This is a genomic window from Litorivita pollutaquae (assembly GCF_003205515.1).
Taxonomy (GTDB): Bacteria; Pseudomonadota; Alphaproteobacteria; order Rhodobacterales; family Rhodobacteraceae; genus Litorivita; species Litorivita pollutaquae.
Window position 1 is genome coordinate 534,017 of sequence record NZ_KZ826482.1, and the last position, 18,381, is coordinate 552,397.

General features: G+C 60.2%; 16 protein-coding genes. 1 reads left to right on the plus strand and 15 read right to left on the minus strand.

The window, feature by feature from the left end; all coding sequences use genetic code 11:
• Window positions 1–34: 34 nt before the first annotated feature.
• Window positions 35–1,414 (plus strand): FAD-binding oxidoreductase, encoded by a 1,380-nt coding sequence (locus DI396_RS06380; RefSeq protein ID WP_110795319.1) that lies wholly within the window; start codon window positions 35–37, stop codon window positions 1,412–1,414.
• An 11-nt stretch (window positions 1,415–1,425) separates the two neighbouring features.
• Here DI396_RS06380 and recN read toward each other — a convergent pair whose 3' ends face one another.
• From recN to DI396_RS06455, 15 genes are all read right to left on the minus strand, one after another.
• Complete coding sequence (gene recN / locus DI396_RS06385) at window positions 1,426–3,075, minus strand: DNA repair protein RecN (RefSeq protein ID WP_110795320.1); 1,650 nt, start codon at window positions 3,073–3,075, stop codon at window positions 1,426–1,428.
• A gap of 36 nt (window positions 3,076–3,111) precedes the next feature.
• The gene (locus tag DI396_RS06390) at window positions 3,112–3,960 is read right to left on the minus strand and encodes an outer membrane protein assembly factor BamD (RefSeq protein WP_110795321.1); all 849 of its coding nucleotides are present in this window, start codon (window positions 3,958–3,960) and stop codon (window positions 3,112–3,114) included.
• Between the two features lie 178 nt (window positions 3,961–4,138).
• A complete protein-coding gene (lpxC, locus tag DI396_RS06395; RefSeq protein ID WP_110795322.1) occupies window positions 4,139–5,077 on the minus strand; it encodes a UDP-3-O-acyl-N-acetylglucosamine deacetylase in 939 nt (312 codons plus the stop codon).
• A gap of 260 nt (window positions 5,078–5,337) precedes the next feature.
• Complete coding sequence (gene ftsZ / locus DI396_RS06400) at window positions 5,338–7,047, minus strand: cell division protein FtsZ (protein ID WP_110795323.1); 1,710 nt, start codon at window positions 7,045–7,047, stop codon at window positions 5,338–5,340.
• A gap of 480 nt (window positions 7,048–7,527) precedes the next feature.
• A complete protein-coding gene (gene ftsA / locus DI396_RS06405; RefSeq protein WP_110795324.1) occupies window positions 7,528–8,874 on the minus strand; it encodes a cell division protein FtsA in 1,347 nt (448 codons plus the stop codon).
• Window positions 8,875–8,905: 31 nt separating this feature from the next.
• The gene (locus DI396_RS06410) at window positions 8,906–9,802 is read right to left on the minus strand and encodes a cell division protein FtsQ/DivIB (RefSeq protein ID WP_110795411.1); all 897 of its coding nucleotides are present in this window, start codon (window positions 9,800–9,802) and stop codon (window positions 8,906–8,908) included.
• Window positions 9,803–9,933: 131 nt separating this feature from the next.
• Entirely contained in the window at window positions 9,934–10,854 is a 921-nt protein-coding gene (locus DI396_RS06415; protein WP_110795325.1) for a D-alanine--D-alanine ligase, read from the minus strand.
• A gap of 83 nt (window positions 10,855–10,937) precedes the next feature.
• A complete protein-coding gene (murB, locus tag DI396_RS06420; protein ID WP_110795326.1) occupies window positions 10,938–11,873 on the minus strand; it encodes a UDP-N-acetylmuramate dehydrogenase in 936 nt (311 codons plus the stop codon).
• Between the two features lie 75 nt (window positions 11,874–11,948).
• Window positions 11,949–13,460: a hypothetical protein gene (locus DI396_RS06425; RefSeq protein ID WP_162617167.1), complete on the minus strand. Its 1,512-nt coding sequence runs from the start codon at window positions 13,458–13,460 to the stop codon at window positions 11,949–11,951.
• Window positions 13,461–13,499: 39 nt separating this feature from the next.
• Window positions 13,500–13,751 (minus strand): DUF2484 family protein, encoded by a 252-nt coding sequence (locus tag DI396_RS06430; protein WP_110795328.1) that lies wholly within the window; start codon window positions 13,749–13,751, stop codon window positions 13,500–13,502.
• The gene (locus DI396_RS06435) at window positions 13,748–14,002 is read right to left on the minus strand and encodes a DUF2484 family protein (RefSeq protein WP_110795329.1); all 255 of its coding nucleotides are present in this window, start codon (window positions 14,000–14,002) and stop codon (window positions 13,748–13,750) included. The genes DI396_RS06430 and DI396_RS06435 overlap by 4 nt, the downstream gene beginning before the upstream one ends.
• A complete protein-coding gene (locus DI396_RS06440; protein ID WP_110795330.1) occupies window positions 13,999–15,192 on the minus strand; it encodes an APC family permease in 1,194 nt (397 codons plus the stop codon). Before DI396_RS06440 ends, DI396_RS06435 begins: the two co-directional genes overlap by 4 nt.
• Window positions 15,193–15,237: 45 nt before the next feature.
• Window positions 15,238–15,714 (minus strand): hypothetical protein, encoded by a 477-nt coding sequence (locus DI396_RS06445; protein ID WP_110795331.1) that lies wholly within the window; start codon window positions 15,712–15,714, stop codon window positions 15,238–15,240.
• Window positions 15,715–15,832: 118 nt separating this feature from the next.
• Window positions 15,833–17,242 carry a UDP-N-acetylmuramate--L-alanine ligase gene (gene murC / locus DI396_RS06450; protein ID WP_110795332.1) on the minus strand — a complete coding sequence of 470 codons (1,410 nt, stop codon included), beginning with the start codon at window positions 17,240–17,242 and terminating at the stop codon, window positions 15,833–15,835.
• Window positions 17,239–18,381 (minus strand): UDP-N-acetylglucosamine--N-acetylmuramyl-(pentapeptide) pyrophosphoryl-undecaprenol N-acetylglucosamine transferase, encoded by a 1,143-nt coding sequence (locus tag DI396_RS06455; protein ID WP_204362802.1) that lies wholly within the window; start codon window positions 18,379–18,381, stop codon window positions 17,239–17,241. Before DI396_RS06455 ends, murC begins: the two co-directional genes overlap by 4 nt.

The window sequence follows — 18,381 nt, forward strand, 5'->3', positions numbered from 1 at the left end:
CTAGGGTTTGCCGGACACGCCACAGAGGACCCTCATGAACATCGATGCAGCCCTTGCCGAACTTACCATAGTCTTAGGCCAACGCCTCAGCCTCTCCAAGTCCGATCTCGACCTGCATGGCCGCAGCGAGACGCATTTCCCTCTGACTCCACCCGACGGTGTTGCCTACCCCGAAACCACCAAAGAGGTCAGCCAGATCGTGCGCATTTGTTCGGCGCATCGCGTGCCGGTGATCGGTTGGGGCACGGGCTCCTCTCTTGAAGGGCAAGCCCAAGCTTTTTCAGGCGGTATCATCGTTGATTTCTCTCGTATGAACAAAGTGTTGCGCATCGGACAAGCCGACATGGATTGCACCGTTGGCCCCGGCGTGACGCGCGAAGCCCTGAACCGGGAACTGCGCGCCACCGGATTGTTTTTTCCTGTCGATCCGGGGGCCAATGCCTCGATCGGCGGGATGACCTCAACCCGCGCCAGCGGCACCACCGCCGTGCGATATGGCACCATGCGCGACAATGTTTTGGGGCTGGAGGTTGTCCTTGCCGATGGCACGGTGATCCACACCGGCACACGGGCGCGCAAATCTTCGGCAGGCTATGACCTGACTGCGCTATTTGTGGGCGCCGAGGGAACGCTTGGATTGATCACCGAAATCACTCTACGTCTACAAGGCCAACCCGAGGCCGTGACCGCCGCCGTCTGCGCCTTTGATGACATCGACAGCGCTGTGCGCTGTGTCATCGACACCATCCAATTGGGCATTCCCATGGCACGGATCGAATTCGTCGATGCGGCCACCGCCGCCGCCTTCAACAGCTACGCCGGATCACAATTGCCAGAATGCCCGCATTTGATGGTCGAATTTCACAGCTCTGACACCGGTGTGCGCGAACAGGCCGAAAGCTTTGGCGAAATTGTCGCGGATCATGGCGGCAAAAGCTTTAAATGGGCCTCGAAGTTGGAGGATCGCAATGCCCTGTGGACCATGCGCCACAATGCACATTATGCCTGTATGGCCTCGCGGCCGGGCTGTCGGTCGATGGTCACGGATATCTGTGTGCCCATTTCGCGCCTGGCCGATGCAGTCAATGAAACCCGCGCCGATCTGGAGGCGGAAAATGTCACCGGCCCGATCCTCGGCCATGTCGGGGACGGCAATTTCCACGCCGTCTTACTGTTTGACGAGAACGACGCCGATGAGGTGGCCCGCGTCAAGCGCGTCGCGCACCGGATGGTAGAGCGGGCGCTTGAGATGGGCGGCACCGTCACCGGCGAACATGGCATTGGCGTGGGAAAGCTGGACTATATGCCCGCCGAACACGGCGCGGCTTGGGCCCTGATGGGACGTTTAAAAGCTGCCTTCGATCCCAAAAACATCATGAATCCGGGAAAATTGGTTCCGCCGCGAAACGACTAGCCCCGCAGTCTCTATTTGATCAATGCCTTGGCCGCCGCGCGCGCCGCATCGGTGATGGTATCTCCCGACAGCATCCGCGCAATTTCATCGGTGCGCTCGCCCGCATCCAGCGCCGTCACTGTTGACAATGTCATGCCGTCTTCAACCCGCTTTTGCACCCGCAAGTGATACGCCCCCAAGGCCGCGACCTGCGGCGAATGGGTGACGACCAACACCTGCCCGCCATCCGCCAGATCCGCCAACCGGCGGCCCACCGCATCTGCGGTGGCGCCACCAACGCCGCGGTCAATCTCGTCAAAAATCATCGTGACGCCACTGTCCGCGCCGGACAGACAAACCTTGAGCGCCAAGAGGAAGCGCGACAATTCCCCGCCCGAGGCGATCTTGCCCAAAGGCCCCGCCGGTGCGCCCGGATTGGTGGCCACGGTGAAAGACACCGCATCGTGGCCGTCCGGTCCCGGTTCTTCCGGGGTGATTTCGGTGACAAACACCGCCCGCTCCATCTTCAGCGGCGCAAGCTCTGCGGTCACCGCCGCATCCAACCGCTCCGCCGCATCCCGGCGGGCTTGGGACAGGTTTTGCGCCGCCATGTCATACGCCGCTTCGGCCTCGGCCAAGGTCTTTTGCAGCACAGCCAGATCCGCCTCGCCACTGTCCAATGCCGCGAGTTTCGCACGCAACCCCGCAGCAAACTCGGTCAAATCGTCCGGCTGCACCTCATGTTTGCGTGCCAAAGCACGGATCGCAAACAAACGCTCTTCGCAATTTTCCAAATCATGTGGGTTAAATTCAAGCCCCTCAAGGCAGCGCATCACCCCGTCCGACGCCTCGTCCAATTCGACCATGGCACGGGTCAGCGCCGCCATCGGCGCATCCAATGCGCCTTCGGCCCGCTCAGCCGCGCCCTCAAGCCAACGCAGCGCATTGCCAATCGCCCCCTCGGCGCCCTCATACCCGATCTCGTGATGGGCGCGGTTGACGTCTTCGCGGATCTTCTCGGCGCCTTGCATCTGCCGGCGGCTGAGATCCAACGCCGCATCTTCGCCCGGTTGCGGATCAAGCGCGTCCAACTCCGCCACCGCGTGGCGCAGGTAATCCTCTTCCGCGCGCACCTCCGCCAAAGCGTGCTCTGCACTGTGCAATGCCTTACGGGCGCTATGCGCCGCCCGCCACAGCCCCCGCAGCGCAACGCGTTGGTCATCCAGCCCACCAAATTGATCCAAAAGCATCCTGTGACCGCGCGGATTGAGCAAACCTCGATCATCATGTTGCCCGTGCAATTCGACCAATGTGTCCGATAAGCTCCGTAACACCTCCCCTGAACACCGCCGGTCATTGACCCATGCGGTTTTGCGCCCATCCTGCCGGTTCACCCGGCGCAGAATCAAACCTTCGCGCGCATCCGGCAATCCGGCTTCGGCCAAAACCGCATGGGCGGCATGGCCCGTGGGCAAATCAAATTCCGCGACCACTTCGCCCTGTTCGGCGCCCCTGCGCACCAATTCCGCACGCCCACGCCATCCCAAAACAAACCCGAGTGAATCCAACAGGATGGATTTCCCCGCGCCGGTTTCGCCGGTCAGCACATTCAAACCCGGCTGAAACGCAAGCTCCAGCCGGTCAATGATCAACATATCACGGATATCAAGATGTCGAAGCAACGCCCGCGCCCCCCAGCGCCAAGACCAAGGCCAAGCTCAGAGCCAGCGGCCTTTGATCATCTGGCGATACACCTGCCGAAGCCAACTGTCGCCGGCAGCCTCCAGCTCAAGCCCACGGCCCGTCAGCAATTTATAGCTGTCTTCATACCAATGCGTCGAGCGGAAGTTATGCCCCAAGATGGCGCCGGCCGTCTGCGCCTCATTGGTCAGGCCCAACGACAGATAGGCCTCAACCAGACGATGCAACGCTTCGGCGGTATGGGTCGTGGTTTGGAAATCCTCGACCACCACGCGGAATCGGTTGATCGCCGCAGCGTAGTGTTCACCCTTAAGGTAATAGCGCCCGATCTCCATTTCCTTCGCAGCCAGATGGTCGAAGGCAAGGTCGAATTTCAAAATCGCCGCACGGGCATATTCGCTATCGGGGTAATTTTCGATCACCACGCGCAGCGCTTGCAACGCTTGGAAGGTCAGCCCCTGATCGCGGCCCACTTCGTCAATCTGGTCATAATAGCTCAACGCCAAGAGATATTGCGCATAGGCAGCATCTTCATCGGTCGGGTAAAAATCAATGAACCGCTGCGCCGCGGACCGGCTGTTGGGGTAGTCTTGCGCCTTGTGATAGGCAAAAGCCTGCATGATCAGCGCACGTTTCGCCCATTCGGAATAGGGGTAAAGGCGCTCCACCTCACCGAAATATTCGGCAGCATCATCAGGACGGCGGCGGTCCAATTCAAACTCGCCGCGCCCGTAAATCTGTTCTGCGGTGTAGGTCTCAAGCGGTACGTCACCGCGATTGACCGCGCTGTTGCTGCCACATCCGGCGAGAAGCGCAGCGCAAAGCACCGCACCGAGGGAAATTGCCCGGGGTCTGCCGCCTGTCATTCTTGCTCTCACCCTTGTCCTGCCTTGGCCCATTTCATCGGGGCCGGTCTGCTTGGCCATACGCGCCTCCAAACGGCAACGCTCTGAGCAGGGTTTACCCTGCTTTACCATCTGGTCCTAGCACGAAAAATTCTGGTGCAAAACGTCTTTGCGCATGATTTTGGGCAAAGCGCCGCCTTCACGCGACGCAAGCGGCCGGAATCTCACCCGGATGCAGCCCCGCACCGGGCAATTGCGCGCAGGTTTCAGCATCACAAATCACCCATTCATAGTTGGATTGATCGGCAAATACCGCGCGCAACAGGCTGTTGGTGATGCCGTGGCCGGCGCGATGGCCGGTGTAACGCCCAAGGATCGGCGCCCCCGCCAACATCAAGTCGCCCAAAGCATCGAGCATTTTGTGGCGCACGGCCTCATCTGCGTGACGCAAGCCGCCGGGGCTCAGCACATCAGCGCCATCCACCACGACCGCATTTTCATAGGTGCCGCCCAAGGCCAGCCCCTGTTCACGCATCGCATCCACATCCGCCTTACGGCAGAACGTCCGGCTGTCGCAAAGTTCGCGCACAAAAGATCCGTTCGACATGTTCAAAGTTTTGTGTTGCACGCCGATCGCGGCATCATCGAAATCAATGTGGAATTCGATCGTCAGCCGCGTGGCCGGATCCAAACGCGCCCATGCTGCGGTGCGCGCCGCGCCGGTGCGGAACTCGACCGGCTTGAGGATCTTCAAGGCGCGCAGCGGTGCGTTTTGATCGGTAAACCCGCATTGCATCATGCCGCGCACGAAAGCGGCCGCGCTGCCGTCGAGAATCGGCACTTCGGGGCCGTCAACATCAATGACCGCATTGGTCACCCCACACCCGGCCAAAGCCGCCATCACATGCTCGATGGTCGACAGGCTCTCGCCTGCGGTATTTTCAATCTTGGTGCAGAGCGGCGATTGGTTCACCGCATCCCAACGCGCCGGGATCAAACTGTCACGGAAAGGCAAATCGGTGCGGCGAAACCAAATTCCCCGCCCCGCCGGCGCGGGGTTGAGCTTCATCGTCACCGGCTTGCCCGAATGCAAACCGACGCCGGAAAAGCTGATCGTGGATTTCAATGTGCGCTGCACCTAAGAGACCTCATCGTGTTTCGCAAAAGCAAAGCCCTTGCCGTTGAGCGGTAAAATAGGGCGGCGACGAAGGCGGCTCAATTCACTCTTTGTAACGGAGTGTAACAATCGTGCCGCAACGCGGCATCACGCGGAATGCGACACAGGTGCCAAATGACCAAACCATTATAATAAAACAAAAAAGACCGCCAACTGGCGGTCTTTTCTAAGATTTTGCAACGCGGCGTCAGCCCGGCTCCGATGCGCAGATTTCCGCCCGATCAATTGGCCTGACGGCGCAGGAACGCGGGAATTTCGATGCGATCTTGATCCGCATCAGCTTGCGGTTCCTGGCTGGGTTGAGCGTGCGTCGCGGCCCGTGCAGTCGCCTGCGGGCGGGCCTGTTGGGCCGGTTGGTGCGCCGCAGGTTGTGGTTGCTGACGCGGTTGTTGTTGCGCATCACCTTCACCGTGGCCGGTCATCCGGTTGATCAACGAATTGATCCCGAACCGCGGGCGCTCGCTGTCCGACTGGGTCGCTTGGCGCACGGGTTGCGGCGCGGCGGCGGCGGGGCGCTCGACCGGTTGGCTTGGCTGGGTGCGGTTATGCACGGCAGCTTGCAAACGCGCCATCGCTTCGGGTGTCGGGGTACCGGGGGCCGGTGCGCGCGGCGCGACAAAAGCCTCGGGTTCGGCTTCGATGCTGGCCTGCTGTGCGGCGGCTTGCGGCGCGCGCGGCTGATAGGCGGGAGGAGGCATATCGTCTTGAGCCTGACGCGCCGCAGGTTGCGGTTGCTGCACGTGCTCGGGTTCAAAAATGTCTTCCATTTGCTCTTCCGCCGCAGCGGCCGCCGTCGATTGCGCGTCAAGATCGGCAAACAGCGTCGGTTCGGGCTGAGCCGTCTCGGCAGCAACCGGGGCCGGTTGTGCGGCAGCCGGAGCCATCGCCACGGCGGCGTCAACCGCTTGTTGCTTCAAAGGCTCGGCCAGCTTGCGGCGCGGCAAGGGCATTTCGGTGTTCACATCCACCGCATCGATCCCGGTGGCCACCACGGACACGCGCATCGCGCCTTCCATTTCGGTGTCCAACGTCGAACCGACGATGATATTCGCATCCTGATCGACTTCTTCGCGGATCCGGTTGGCCGCTTCGTCAAGTTCGAACAATGTAAGGTCGTGACCACCGGTGATGTTGATGAGAACGCCCTTGGCACCGCGCAGCGAAATTTCGTCCAGAAGCGGGTTGGCAATGGCTTTCTCGGCGGCTTGCACGGCACGATCTTCGCCGGTGGCCTCGCCTGTACCCATCATCGCCTTGCCCATCTCGTCCATTACGGCACGAACGTCGGCAAAATCGAGGTTGATCAAACCAGGCCGCACCATCAGGTCTGTCACGCCTTTGACACCTTGATAGAGCACATCATCGGCCATCGAGAAGGCTTCGGTGAAGGTGGTTTTTTCATTCGCCAGACGGAAGAGGTTCTGGTTCGGAATGATGATCAGAGTATCGACAACCTTTTGCAGCGCCTCGATACCATCATCGGCCTGCTTCATGCGTTTGTTGCCCTCGAATTGGAAGGGCTTGGTCACAACACCAACAGTCAGAACACCAAGCTCGCGCGCGGCCTGTGCGATGATCGGCGCGGCGCCGGTGCCGGTACCCCCGCCCATACCCGCAGTGATAAAGCACATGTGTGCGCCCGCGAGGTGATCGACGATTTGCTCGATGCTTTCTTCGGCGGCTGCGGCACCGACGCTGGCGCGGGCCCCTGCCCCCAAACCTTCGGTGACTTTGATCCCCAATTGCACGCGGCTGTCAGAGCGGCTTTGTTGCAGCGCCTGCGCATCCGTGTTCGCCACGACGAAATCAACCCCTTCGAGGTTCTTTTCGATCATGTTGTTCACGGCGTTGCCACCCGCACCCCCAACGCCAAACACCGTAATGCGGGGCTTCAGCTCTTCTTGTTCGGGCATCATAAGGTTCAATGTCATAGATCTGTCCACCTGATGGTTTGCCCGCGTCAGCGGGGCATTCTTTAATTTACCTAATCACGGCCATTGTTACCGTTTGTTCAGAGAGTCGTCACTCAAAAAACGCATTCTCCACACAAAATATGGCGCAAACCACTGGTAATCGCACCATCATGTGCGATTTTAAGCGAGATATTGCGCATGGCCTGATGAAAACCCATAGATTGCAGGGCTTAAAGACCAAGCCGCCCACAGAACAGGGCAACCATGCGGCACCGTTATGGTGCGAATTTCATGTTTCGGAAGACTGCTCGGTCCACCTTGGCCCATGTTTGGGCGCTCTCGACCTCTTTGGGTCTTAAAGTGAGATTAACATATCGGAGCTACGGCGTCAGGTGATTCTTTGTATCACTTTATGAAAATGCGCAGCGCACCGGCGGCTTTTTGCCCGCACGCCCCGACCCGCCCGCCTCGCGCGTGTCTGTCACCAGTTGTCGCGCATTACCAGTTGTCGCGAAACCACTTCACGGCGCGCTTGAGCGATTTCGCCGGATAGCGATCCACCGGCAAATCAAAATCCCACCATTCGTCTTGCGGATGGGCGGCAAAAAGACACATGCCAACCACACTGGCAAAGGCCGGGCCGGTCGCAGCTTGCGGCAGCCCGTGAACCCGCAAGGGACGGCCAAGCCGGACCTGCTGGCCAAGAATTTTGCTCGCCAATCCATCAAGACCGGGGATCTGGCTACCGCCACCGGTCAAAACGATCTGTTGGCTCGGCAGATGCTCAAAACCTGCCGCGTCCAAACATGCGCGCACCTCTTCGAGAATTTCCTCGACCCGCGGCCGCATGATGCCGATCAACTCCGCCCGCGTCACAGTACGCCGGTCATGATGCCAATCGCCGGTGTCGCCACCGATCTCGATCTCGTCGCGGTCGTCAATCCCCGTGGCAACAACGCCGCCGTAGAATGTCTTGATCCGCTCGGCCACCGCCATCGGCACCTGTAACCCCATGGAAATATCCGAGGTGATGTGATCACCGCCCATGCGCACCGCATCGCCGTAGATCATGTGTTTCTTCATGAAGATCGACACGCCGGTCGAGCCGCCGCCCAGATCGATGCAGGCCGAGCCCAATTCCTGTTCGTCCTCGACCAAAGCCGCGACGCCCGACACATAGGCCGAAGAGGCCACACCGGCGAGTTCCAGATCACAGCGTTTGACACAATGGGCGAGGTTCTGGATCGCATTGGCATCAATGGTCAGCATATGCATATCGGTCGACAGGACCTGCCCCATCTGCCCGCGCGGATCCGCAAGGCCCGAGCGATGATCAAGCGCGAAATTCACCGGCTGTGCGTGCAGAACCTCGCGCGCACCATTGTAGCCGCCGCTATAATCGGGCACGTCGCAGGAGGACAACACGCGGCTGACATCTTGCTCGGTGACCACATGCCCCTCTAATTCGACGCTCCCCGCCAAACCATAGCTTCGCGGATCGGCACCGGAAAAACAGGCCAGAACATGATCAACACGAATATTGGCCATCTTTTGCGCCGCCTGAAGCGCGGTGCGAATGGCGCGCTCGGTTTCGCCCATAGCGTCGATTTCGCCAAACCGCACGCCCCGCGACCGGGTGGTCGCCGCGCCAATGACCCGAAACCCCGCCTGCCCCGCCATTGATCCAATGCCGTCGCTTTCGACCGCGCCTTCGGTGCCATCGAACCGCAACACCAGACAGGCGATTTTCGAGCTGCCCACATCCAGAACCGCCACAACGCCGCGTTCGATCGCCGCCTTGCGCATCTTGCGCATCGCCCGTTGAGATTCATATAGCTCGATCATCTGGTCTCTATTCCCTGCGGCTTTGCGCCGCCTATCTGTTTAAATCTTGTGTTTGCGCGGTGATCTCCTGGATGCGCCACCATTCCTCGACCGCGCCCCCATTCATGCGCAAGGTCGGACGATGCGGCAACCGCATATCCACCGCCGCCAGATCCCGGTTCAACATATCCTGAGCACTGTCTAACGCCAGCACCCGTTCCAAGGCCTGCACGGCGCCGCTTTCCGGCAACAGGATCCGCACCCCGCCGTCCAGCACCACATCCCAACGCCGCTCACCCATGCGCACCAAACCACGCAAACGGCCGCCCAGAGGCCCCGCCGCGCCGATCAATGTCAAAGCCTCACGCACCTGATTTTCAGCGCCGTCCCCTGCGATCATCGGCAAATCCGGCCGCGCCGCGCGCCGGTCAAGCGTCCCCACCGTAACCCCGTTGCCATCCAGCAAAGCAATCCCTTCGTAGCTGCGCCACACCACCACCGGTTCGCGTTCGCGCACCTCCACGTGCAACACGCCCCCCGGGCGGATGCGCACAGCAGCTTCGGCCACAGCGGCCAAGCCGGTCACGGTTTTCTGGATCTCCACCAGATCAAGATCAAAAGACGAGGTTGGGAAATCAATCGGCACAACTTCGCGAATATCTTCGGCGACACCATCGCTGGCACCGTCAATCGCCATCATCCCCAACATGAATTCAGGCCGCGTCTCGAACCGGTTGCGCATGTCGGAAAACACCGCCATCACCTCGTCGCGCCGCTCTTGCGAGGCGAAATATCCGCCGGTCAGCGCCACCAGAACCAAAACCGGAAGTCCGATCTTCACTGCCTTGCGATACGCTGGCGTCAGCATCATCCGCTGCAAGCGGTAAGACCAACGCGACGGCGCCGGATCGGATTTTGCCCGGCGCTTCTTTCCCGCCGCTGGCGCCATGCGCGCCTCGACCTCGTCGGTGGGGGCGGCGGCATGTGCTCCATGCGCCTGCGGCCGGCTTTGGGCCGCTTCATATCCATCATCCGCATTCTGTCCGGGCGCGTCAACGCGCGGCGCAGCGCGGTGAATTTCTATCTTCCGCATGAGGCGTCCTCCACCATCCATGCACAAAAATCGGGGAAGCTGATGCCCACCGCCTGCCCTTGCTCCGGCGTCAAAGAGGTGCCGGTCATGCCCGGCTGTGTGTTGACCTCTAGAATGATCAAACCGTCCAACCCGCGGGCCTCGTCCCACCGGAAATCCGTTCGGCTCACCCCGCGACAGCCAAGCGCATCATGGGCGCGTTTGGCCATCTCCATACAGGCTTCGAAAATCTGTGCGGGCAAATCGGCCGGCACCACATGGCGGCTCCCGCCCTCTTTGTATTTGGCGTCGTAATCATACCAACCGTCGGTGAGGATATCCGTGACCGTCAGCGCCCGATCCCCCATCACCGTCACGGTCAATTCGCGCCCCGGCGCAAAGGTTTCAACCATCACGATATCGGGCATATCGCGCGACAATTGCGGCGGGCCGTTGGCCACATCATGCACCAGATACACCCCGACAGAGGAGCCCTCGTTATTGGGTTTGACCACATAGGGCGGCTGCATCACATGCCCGGCCATTACATCGGGTTTGGGCGCCAGAATGCTTTGCACCACCGGAAGGCCCGCAGCCTTGAAAATTTCTTTGCTGCGCTGTTTGTCCATCGCCAGAGCCGAGGCCAAAACCCCCGAATGGGTATAGGGCAGCCCCATCCATTCCAGCATCCCCTGCACCACGCCATCTTCGCCATAGGGACCATGCAGGGCATTGAACACTACATCGGGCTCGATCTCGGCCAGACGCGCCGCAAGATCGCGGTCCGCATCGACCTCGATCACATTGTAACCTGCCTCTCGCAAAGCCGCCGCACATGCGCGTCCTGTCGCCAGCGACACGTCGCGTTCAGACGACGGACCACCCAACAACAATGCAACTTTGGAGGTTGTTTTGCTCGAACCCACCACCGATTATGCCTTAATCATCCGGACCTTTGCGGTCCGTGTTTTTATCGTCGCCCTTTTGCGGGCGAAACTGCCTGTATTTATGCTTACTCACACGAGGGGTCGCCCACCCGCATGATTTCCCACTCTAGCGTTATTGCGCTATTTTCGTAAACCTTTTTTCGCACCTCTTCGCCAAGGTTTTCAAGGTCCGCCGCCGTGGCTCCGCCGGCGTTGATCATGAAATTGGAATGCATTTCGCTCATCTGTGCGCCGCCGATCCGCGCCCCGCGCATGCCCGCGTCATCAATGACCTTCCACGCCTTGAGATCATGCACATCGTCCGCCTTGCCGGTGGAGGAAAACCCTGCCGGATTGCGAAAGGTGCTGCCCGCGCTGCGCTCTTTGGTGGGTTGGCTGGCGTCGCGTTTAGCCAATTGATCGGCCATGCGCGCCTCTAGGGTATCGGGATCGCCCGCCGCGCCCTCAAACACCGCTTCGGTCAACACCCATCCTTCGGGCAAAGCACTGCGACGATAGGCAAATTGCAAGTCCGCAGGTGTCAAAACCACAACCTCACCCGCGCGGTTCACCGCACGCGCCTCGATCAGATGATCCGCCACATAGGACCCGTAGCACCCCGCATTCATCCGCACCGCGCCGCCAATCGCGCCCGGAATGGTGCGCAAAAACGTCAAATCAACGCCCGCCGCCGCTGCTTTGCGCGCCACATGCGCATCCAATGCCGCCGCGCCGACCGTGACGCGGGTGCCGTCAACCTCGATCCCGTTAAAACCACGGCCAAGCCGGATCACCGCCGCGCGCAACCCGCCGTCCCGCACGATCAGGTTCGAGCCTACCCCCATCGGAAACACGGCAAACTGCGGCGCAAGCCCGCGCAAAAACACTTGCAGATCCTCCAGATCCACCGGTTGGAACAGCACATCCGCAGGGCCGCCCACCCGCAGCCACGTCAACTCGGACAGCGCCCGCCCGAACGTTACCTTGCCGCGCACCTGTGGCACATCACCCTGCGAAATCATCGGACACCCCATATTCAGCGTTGCAGCCGATATAGAGGATACCGCCATTTGTAGCAAACCAGATATGGGAGGTTGTTAGACAAACCAACGCAGGATGAAATCTGCCAATCCCCACGCCGCCCCCGCGCCTTTGCCGAGCTTCGATACATCATCCGCCGCCTTGACCACCTCATCGCGGTTGAGTTGCCGAAACCGCAGCAAGCGACTTCCCAACCGATAGCGGCTGTCGTCCCGGATCTTTTCATCCAGTTTGTCATCGCGCGCATTCGCCAAATCCTCGGCCAACTCCTCGGACAAATCCGGTTTCGACTCGCCGCGCGCCATGTGCGTCACCTGCACCAAACGCTCTTTCTCGGCCTCATTCATGCGGTTGAATTTGATCGAACTGCGCTGACGCAACGTGCGCGCAACCTGTTCATCCTCGGCCCAAATATCCGAGGAAGACCGGTCAAGTTGCCGCAAGAACCGCGCCACGCGGCTGTCGTGCTCCGGCACCTCGCCCTCCCGCTGGCGGGCTTCAATCGCCAGTTTGGTGTCGAGACAGACTTCGTACAGTCTCAGCGGCACATCCGCATAGCGATGCAGATAGCTGTCCACCTCGCTCAACTCATCGGCCAGAATATCCGCCAAACACATATTGCCAGAAACAGGCAATCCGCGCAGCCACTCCACCGCATCACGCATCCTGTCCCGCGCCATGACAAGACCATCCGCCGGCAACGTGGTTTCCACCACAGTCCGGACCAAACCGTCCTGTGCGTCGCGCTCGAGGCGTTCGGAATTATAAGACGCCGCAGCCGCAAAACGGGATTCAATCGCGGCAATTCTCGCGTTCACACGGCGCGACCCTGCCTGCCAATCCTCGTCAGTCAACTCGGAAATAATCGCCATCACCAAGTCGGCAGAAATCGGCTTTCCCGCGATCAGGTCATCACACCACCGCACCCAAAAGGACCAATCCTCTTTTGGCGGTGTGCGATGGGATTCATGGGTATTGTCCTGCCAAACCGGCATGAGGGATTTGAGGGTTGTCCATCTTTCTACGAAAGCGTCCACGTCGAAAAAAAGAGGAAATTGTGGCAATTCACCCTCGTTGACGAGGATATGACAGTCATTTTGTACCACCCGCCAATGCACTCTGTCACTAACATGAGTATCATCAGCATAAAATAATTTTATCGCCACAACTGCATGATCGACAATCTTTGAAAAATGCTCCACCCCCATCAATGAAGCATCGGAAAATATCGTCGCAGAAATCGCTTTGGCCGCCGATGTTAGCTTAACATCGGATACCTTATTCTCTTCCGCGAGTTTGTCGACGCGGAGAGCGGCATTCGCCACCCGATCAAAATATTCCGCACCAAAATTGACCCTTGTGGCCGGGCTACCTATGAGCGCAACGTTCAGAACAGGAAGCAAGAACGCGGCATCATAGTCCCCCTGCGGATCGATGCAGCTCGCCCACCACGCAGGAACAATCCGCAGTGCAGCGCGGCGGGCAATCTGCCATGCCCAATCATCCGGGCGCCCGACAAGCCACGCCTCCAGGCTCTTCGCATCTACAATATCTAGAATCTCTACCATACCGCGCATCCTGCCCCGCATCGCGGAGCGGCGCAATCTCTACCCGCGCCCCATCCGTTTGCGCATCCAGCGGCCCAAATAAATCACCGGCCATCGCAGGATGCTCATCGCGGCGACAAGCACCAAAAGCCCGACCCAAGGCCCGTTTTGCCATGTCACATAGCCCAATATCGGGATGCCGATGGCGATCAACACATAGGCATTGCGCCAATGGTGATCGCGGCTTGGCGTCATAGCGAGCACATTCGCCGCCACGCCCCAAAGACACGCAAGGATCAGCGAAGGGCTCATTTCGGGATCTCCGGCCGTTCGCCTTTGGCCCACTTCCACAGATACTTAAGCGGATTGCGGAACATCGACACAAACGCCGCGAATGCCGCGATGGCCGGGATCCAACCATAATCCCAACCAATCGCGCCGATCAGCACCGGCGCAACCATAAGCAACGCAAGACCGGGCAACAATTGCCGCCGCATCGGCAACATCGCGGTCACTGCCGCAGCCAGAACCCAACAACACCCGATGATCAACGAAAGGCTCATCCCCCTGCTCCCCAAAACGAGGCCGCGAAACCGACAAGGCAGGCGGCGATGCCCAGCCATGGCATCCAGACCGGCACCGAAAACGGTGATAGGGGCTGTTTGCGTTTGACGCCGATGAGCGCGGCATTGACGATGGCGAAGACCACCAAAAGCGCCTGTGAGGTGATCTCGGCCAAGGCGGCAACCGGCAAGGTGAAGGCCGACAGGATCACAGCCACCCCGACGAGCACCGTCCCCAAGACCGGCGTGCCGAACCGGGGGTGTGTCTTATGGAAGATCGCCAAGGCCGGAGAGCGACGGCCAAGGCCGAACAACACCCGCGAGGCCATGACAATCTGTGCCAACACCCCGTTGAGCGCGGCAGCCACGGCGATGGCCGACAAGAACACCGCGCCCGTGCCGGTGCCCGCCTCCCAAACCAGGGCCAAGGGCCGCTCGGACAGGGCCAGCGCCTCGCGCGGGACCGACCGCACCGCCGCCAAAGACACCAATGCATAAAGCAACGCCGTCAGGCCCAAAGCCCAAAGGATCGCCTGCGGCATGGTGCGGGCCGGATCGCGGGCTTCTTCGGCCATGTTGACCATATCGTCAAAGCCAACAAAGGCGAAAAATGCGAACACCGTCGCGGCGGCCACACCATTCCATTCAATCGTCGGCAAGGGGATCGCCCAATCTGCCACCGGATCGGCGGCAAAGCCGGCATATATGACCAGGATCAGCCCGATCACTTCGACCACCGTCAAAGCGGCGGCCAAGGCCAAGCTTTCCAGCACACCGATAATCGCAACCCCGATAAGGAACACCCCCAGCCCGGTGATCGCCCAAACCGGTGGCACGTCGACAAAGGAGGTCAAATAGCCAACCCCGCCGCGCAACACGGCAGCAGCAGCAACAGTGCCCGCAATGATGTTGATCCACCCCACCAGAACCGCCAACCCGTGCCGGCCAAGACCGACCTCGACATAGGCGCTATCGCCGGCGGCTTCGGGGATACGGGCCGATAGTTCCGCAAAACTCAACCCCGAAGGCACCGCAACCAAACCAGCAAGCACAAAGGCCAAAGGCGCCCACATTCCTGCGGCGCCCGCCGCCGCGCCGGTCAATACATAGATGCCCGCGCCGACCATGATGCCGACACCATAAGCGATCAACAGGCCCGGCCCAATGCGCCGCTGTAACCCCGCGCTCATTTTGCGTCTTTGGTTTGGGGAAGGTTCATAACCGTACAATCACTTTTACAAACCGGAAAATTCAAGTGTATTCGTCGGCTGAACGCCGCCCTGTGGCGCAGTGTGAGAACGGTTTGACGGCGCATCTTTCGCCGCGCCGGTCCCATTGTCTCCACCTTGATCACGGCGCGTCCCTGCGGATCCGGCACGGCGTTTGCTGGTAAAAACCCCTTGCTCGCGTTTGGCGCGGCGCTCTTGCGCATTGCGCAACCGCCACATCGCGCCAAAGGCCAGACACATCAAAACCACCGCGCCCAGATGCCCCATAAGGATCAAAGCGAAAAATATATTCGCGTCGGGATCCTCCGCCCCCAATACAGACGAGATGAAATAGGCAGCCGTCAACACAAGCCCGGGCACGCCGATCATCAAGACCAAGGCCAAAACCGCCGTCGAAACCCTTTGGCGATATCCGCCATATCCCGCCACCAGAACCGCCAGAAACGGCAGGCTCAGCAATACGAAAAATATAGCATCCGTCATTGAAACGCTCCTTGGAAACCCCAACCCTCGCTGCGCCCCGCACCCGCGCGCGGGACGCCGAAATCTTTTACATGCCCCGTCTTATGCGGGTTTGATCGTTCTGGCGCGGCGCACGCCGTTACCCCGCGCTTGGCTTGGCCAAACGTGCAGGCAGATTATTGGCCCATGTGCTGATCGTCCCGGCACCAAGGCAGACCACCATATCACCGGGTTTGGCTTGCTCGCGCACCAAACGTTCCAGGTCATCCTCGCTTTGCAAGGCGCGGGCGTGACGGTGACCATGGGCAATCAAACCCGCGACCAAGTCATCGCGGCCCGCCCCCTCAATGGGCGCCTCACCGGCGGCAAAAACCTCGGCAATGGCGACGACGTCGGCCTCATTGAAACACGAGCAGAAATCATCGAACAATGAATGCAACCGCGAATACCGATGCGGTTGGTGTACGGCAATGACGCGGCCTTCGGTGGCCTGCCGCGCTGCTTTGAGCACGGCGGCGATCTCGACCGGATGGTGGCCGTAATCGTCAATGATGGTCACGCCGCCCACTTCGCCCACTTTGGTAAAGCGTCGGTTCACCCCGCCAAACGCGGCGAGCGCCGCGCGAATTTCCTCGCCCTTCATACCCAGATGCCGCGCCACGGCCACCGCAGACAAGGCATTGGACACATTGTGATCTCCCGGCATGGGCAGGGTGCAACCCTCGATCACCATGTCTTCGGATTGCAGCGCGATATCGAAATGCGCAACACCGGCCTTATAGGTCAGGTTCACCGCGCGCACGTCTGCTTGGGCGTTAAACCCGTATGTCACAACGCGGCGGTCGGTGATTTTGCCCACTAAGGTTTGCACCTCGGGGTGATCGGTGCAGCACACCGCAAGACCGTAGAAAGGAATGTTCGAGACGAAATCCAAGAACCCTTGGCGCAGCGTGTCGAAATCGCCCCAATGCTCCATATGTTCGGGGTCGATATTGGTAACGATCGCAATGGTCGCGGGCAGACGGTTGAAGGTGCCGTCGCTTTCGTCGGCCTCAACCACCATCCATTCGCCCTGCCCCATGCGCGCATTCGATCCATAGGCATGGATCACGCCGCCGTTGATCACGGTCGGATCAAAATTGCCCGCGACGAGCAATTCGGCCATCATCGTTGTCGTCGTGGTTTTGCCGTGGGTGCCCGCAATCGCGATGTTGGATTTGAGACGCATCAATTCGGCCAGCATTTCGGCCCTCCGCACCACCGGCAACCCCAAACGCCGCGCTTCGTCCAATTCCGGATTGCCCGGTTTGATCGCAGAGGAAATCACCACGACCTCGGCGCCTTCAAGGTTCTCGGCCCGCTGCCCTTCGAATACATGCGCGCCGTTTTCCACCAAACGCTCGGTGATTTTCGAGGTCTTCAAATCCGACCCTTGGACCGTATAACCGTGGTTGAGCAGCACCTCGGCAATCCCCGACATACCAATCCCGCCGATCCCGACGAAATGGATCGGACCGACATCACCGGGGAGTTTTGTGGCTGCGTTCATTGGCTTTGTCCTTCATTGCTCTGATTGGCGGTTTGTTTCGGCCGCCATCCTTTGGCAAGCGCCTCGACCATCTCCGATAAATCATTCGCCGCATCAGGCTTACCCACACGCAGCGCCGCTTGCGACATTTGAAGCGCCCCGTCGGGTTGCCCCAAAACCGCAGTTATCTGCGCGCAAAGCACATCGGGTGCAAGCGCATCTTCGGGGATCAGGATCGCCGCCCCGGCGTCAACCAACCCGCGCGCATTGGCGGTTTGGTGATCGCCGGTCGCCGCCGCAAAAGGCACCAAGATAGAGGGGCGTCCGATGACGCTAATGTCGGCGACCGAGGAAGCTCCTGATCGTGAAATCACCAATTGCGCTTCGCTCATCCGGCGCGGCACATCATGGAAAAACGGTTCCACCTCCGCATCTATTCCATGGTTGGCGTAAAATTCGGCAACCCGTGCGCCATCCTCGCTGCGGGCCTGATGGGCCACGCGAATATTGCGCAAGACCTCTGGCGGTAACATCGCAATTGCTTCGGGCACCACATCCGACAGAATCCGCGCGCCCTGACTGCCGCCCATAACAAGGATCGACATCGGGTAATCGCCCGGCACAATATACCCCGCACCGGCGCGCTCCAAAACCGCGCCGCGCACCGGGTTTCCCGTATGAAACCCCTGCACGCCCTCGGGCAAATCGGTTGGCCACGTGCCGCAGGCCACGGCGTCAACGCGTTTGGAAAACACCTTGTTCACACGCCCCAAAATTCCGTTTTGTTCATGGATCATCCGCGGTTTGCGCAACAATGTCGCCGCCGCAATCGCAGGGATCGACGGGTAGCCCCCAAAGCCCACAACAACGTCGGGCTTGTCACGCATCATCCGAAGGGTCGCACCAAACACGCCGCCCAGAATACGAAACGGCACCGCCAGTTTCGCCGCCACGCCGCCGCGGGCAAACGTGGCGCTGCTGATCTCTTCGATCTCGACAGAATGGGGGAACCCGCCGGTATAGCGCGCGCCGCGCGCATCTGTGCTGAGCTTGACCCGCCAGCCTTTGCGCAACATCACCTCGGCCAAGGCCTGCGCGGGGAACATGTGACCGCCGGTGCCCCCTGCCGCGATCACCAAAAGAGGTGTGTTCACTTTCAT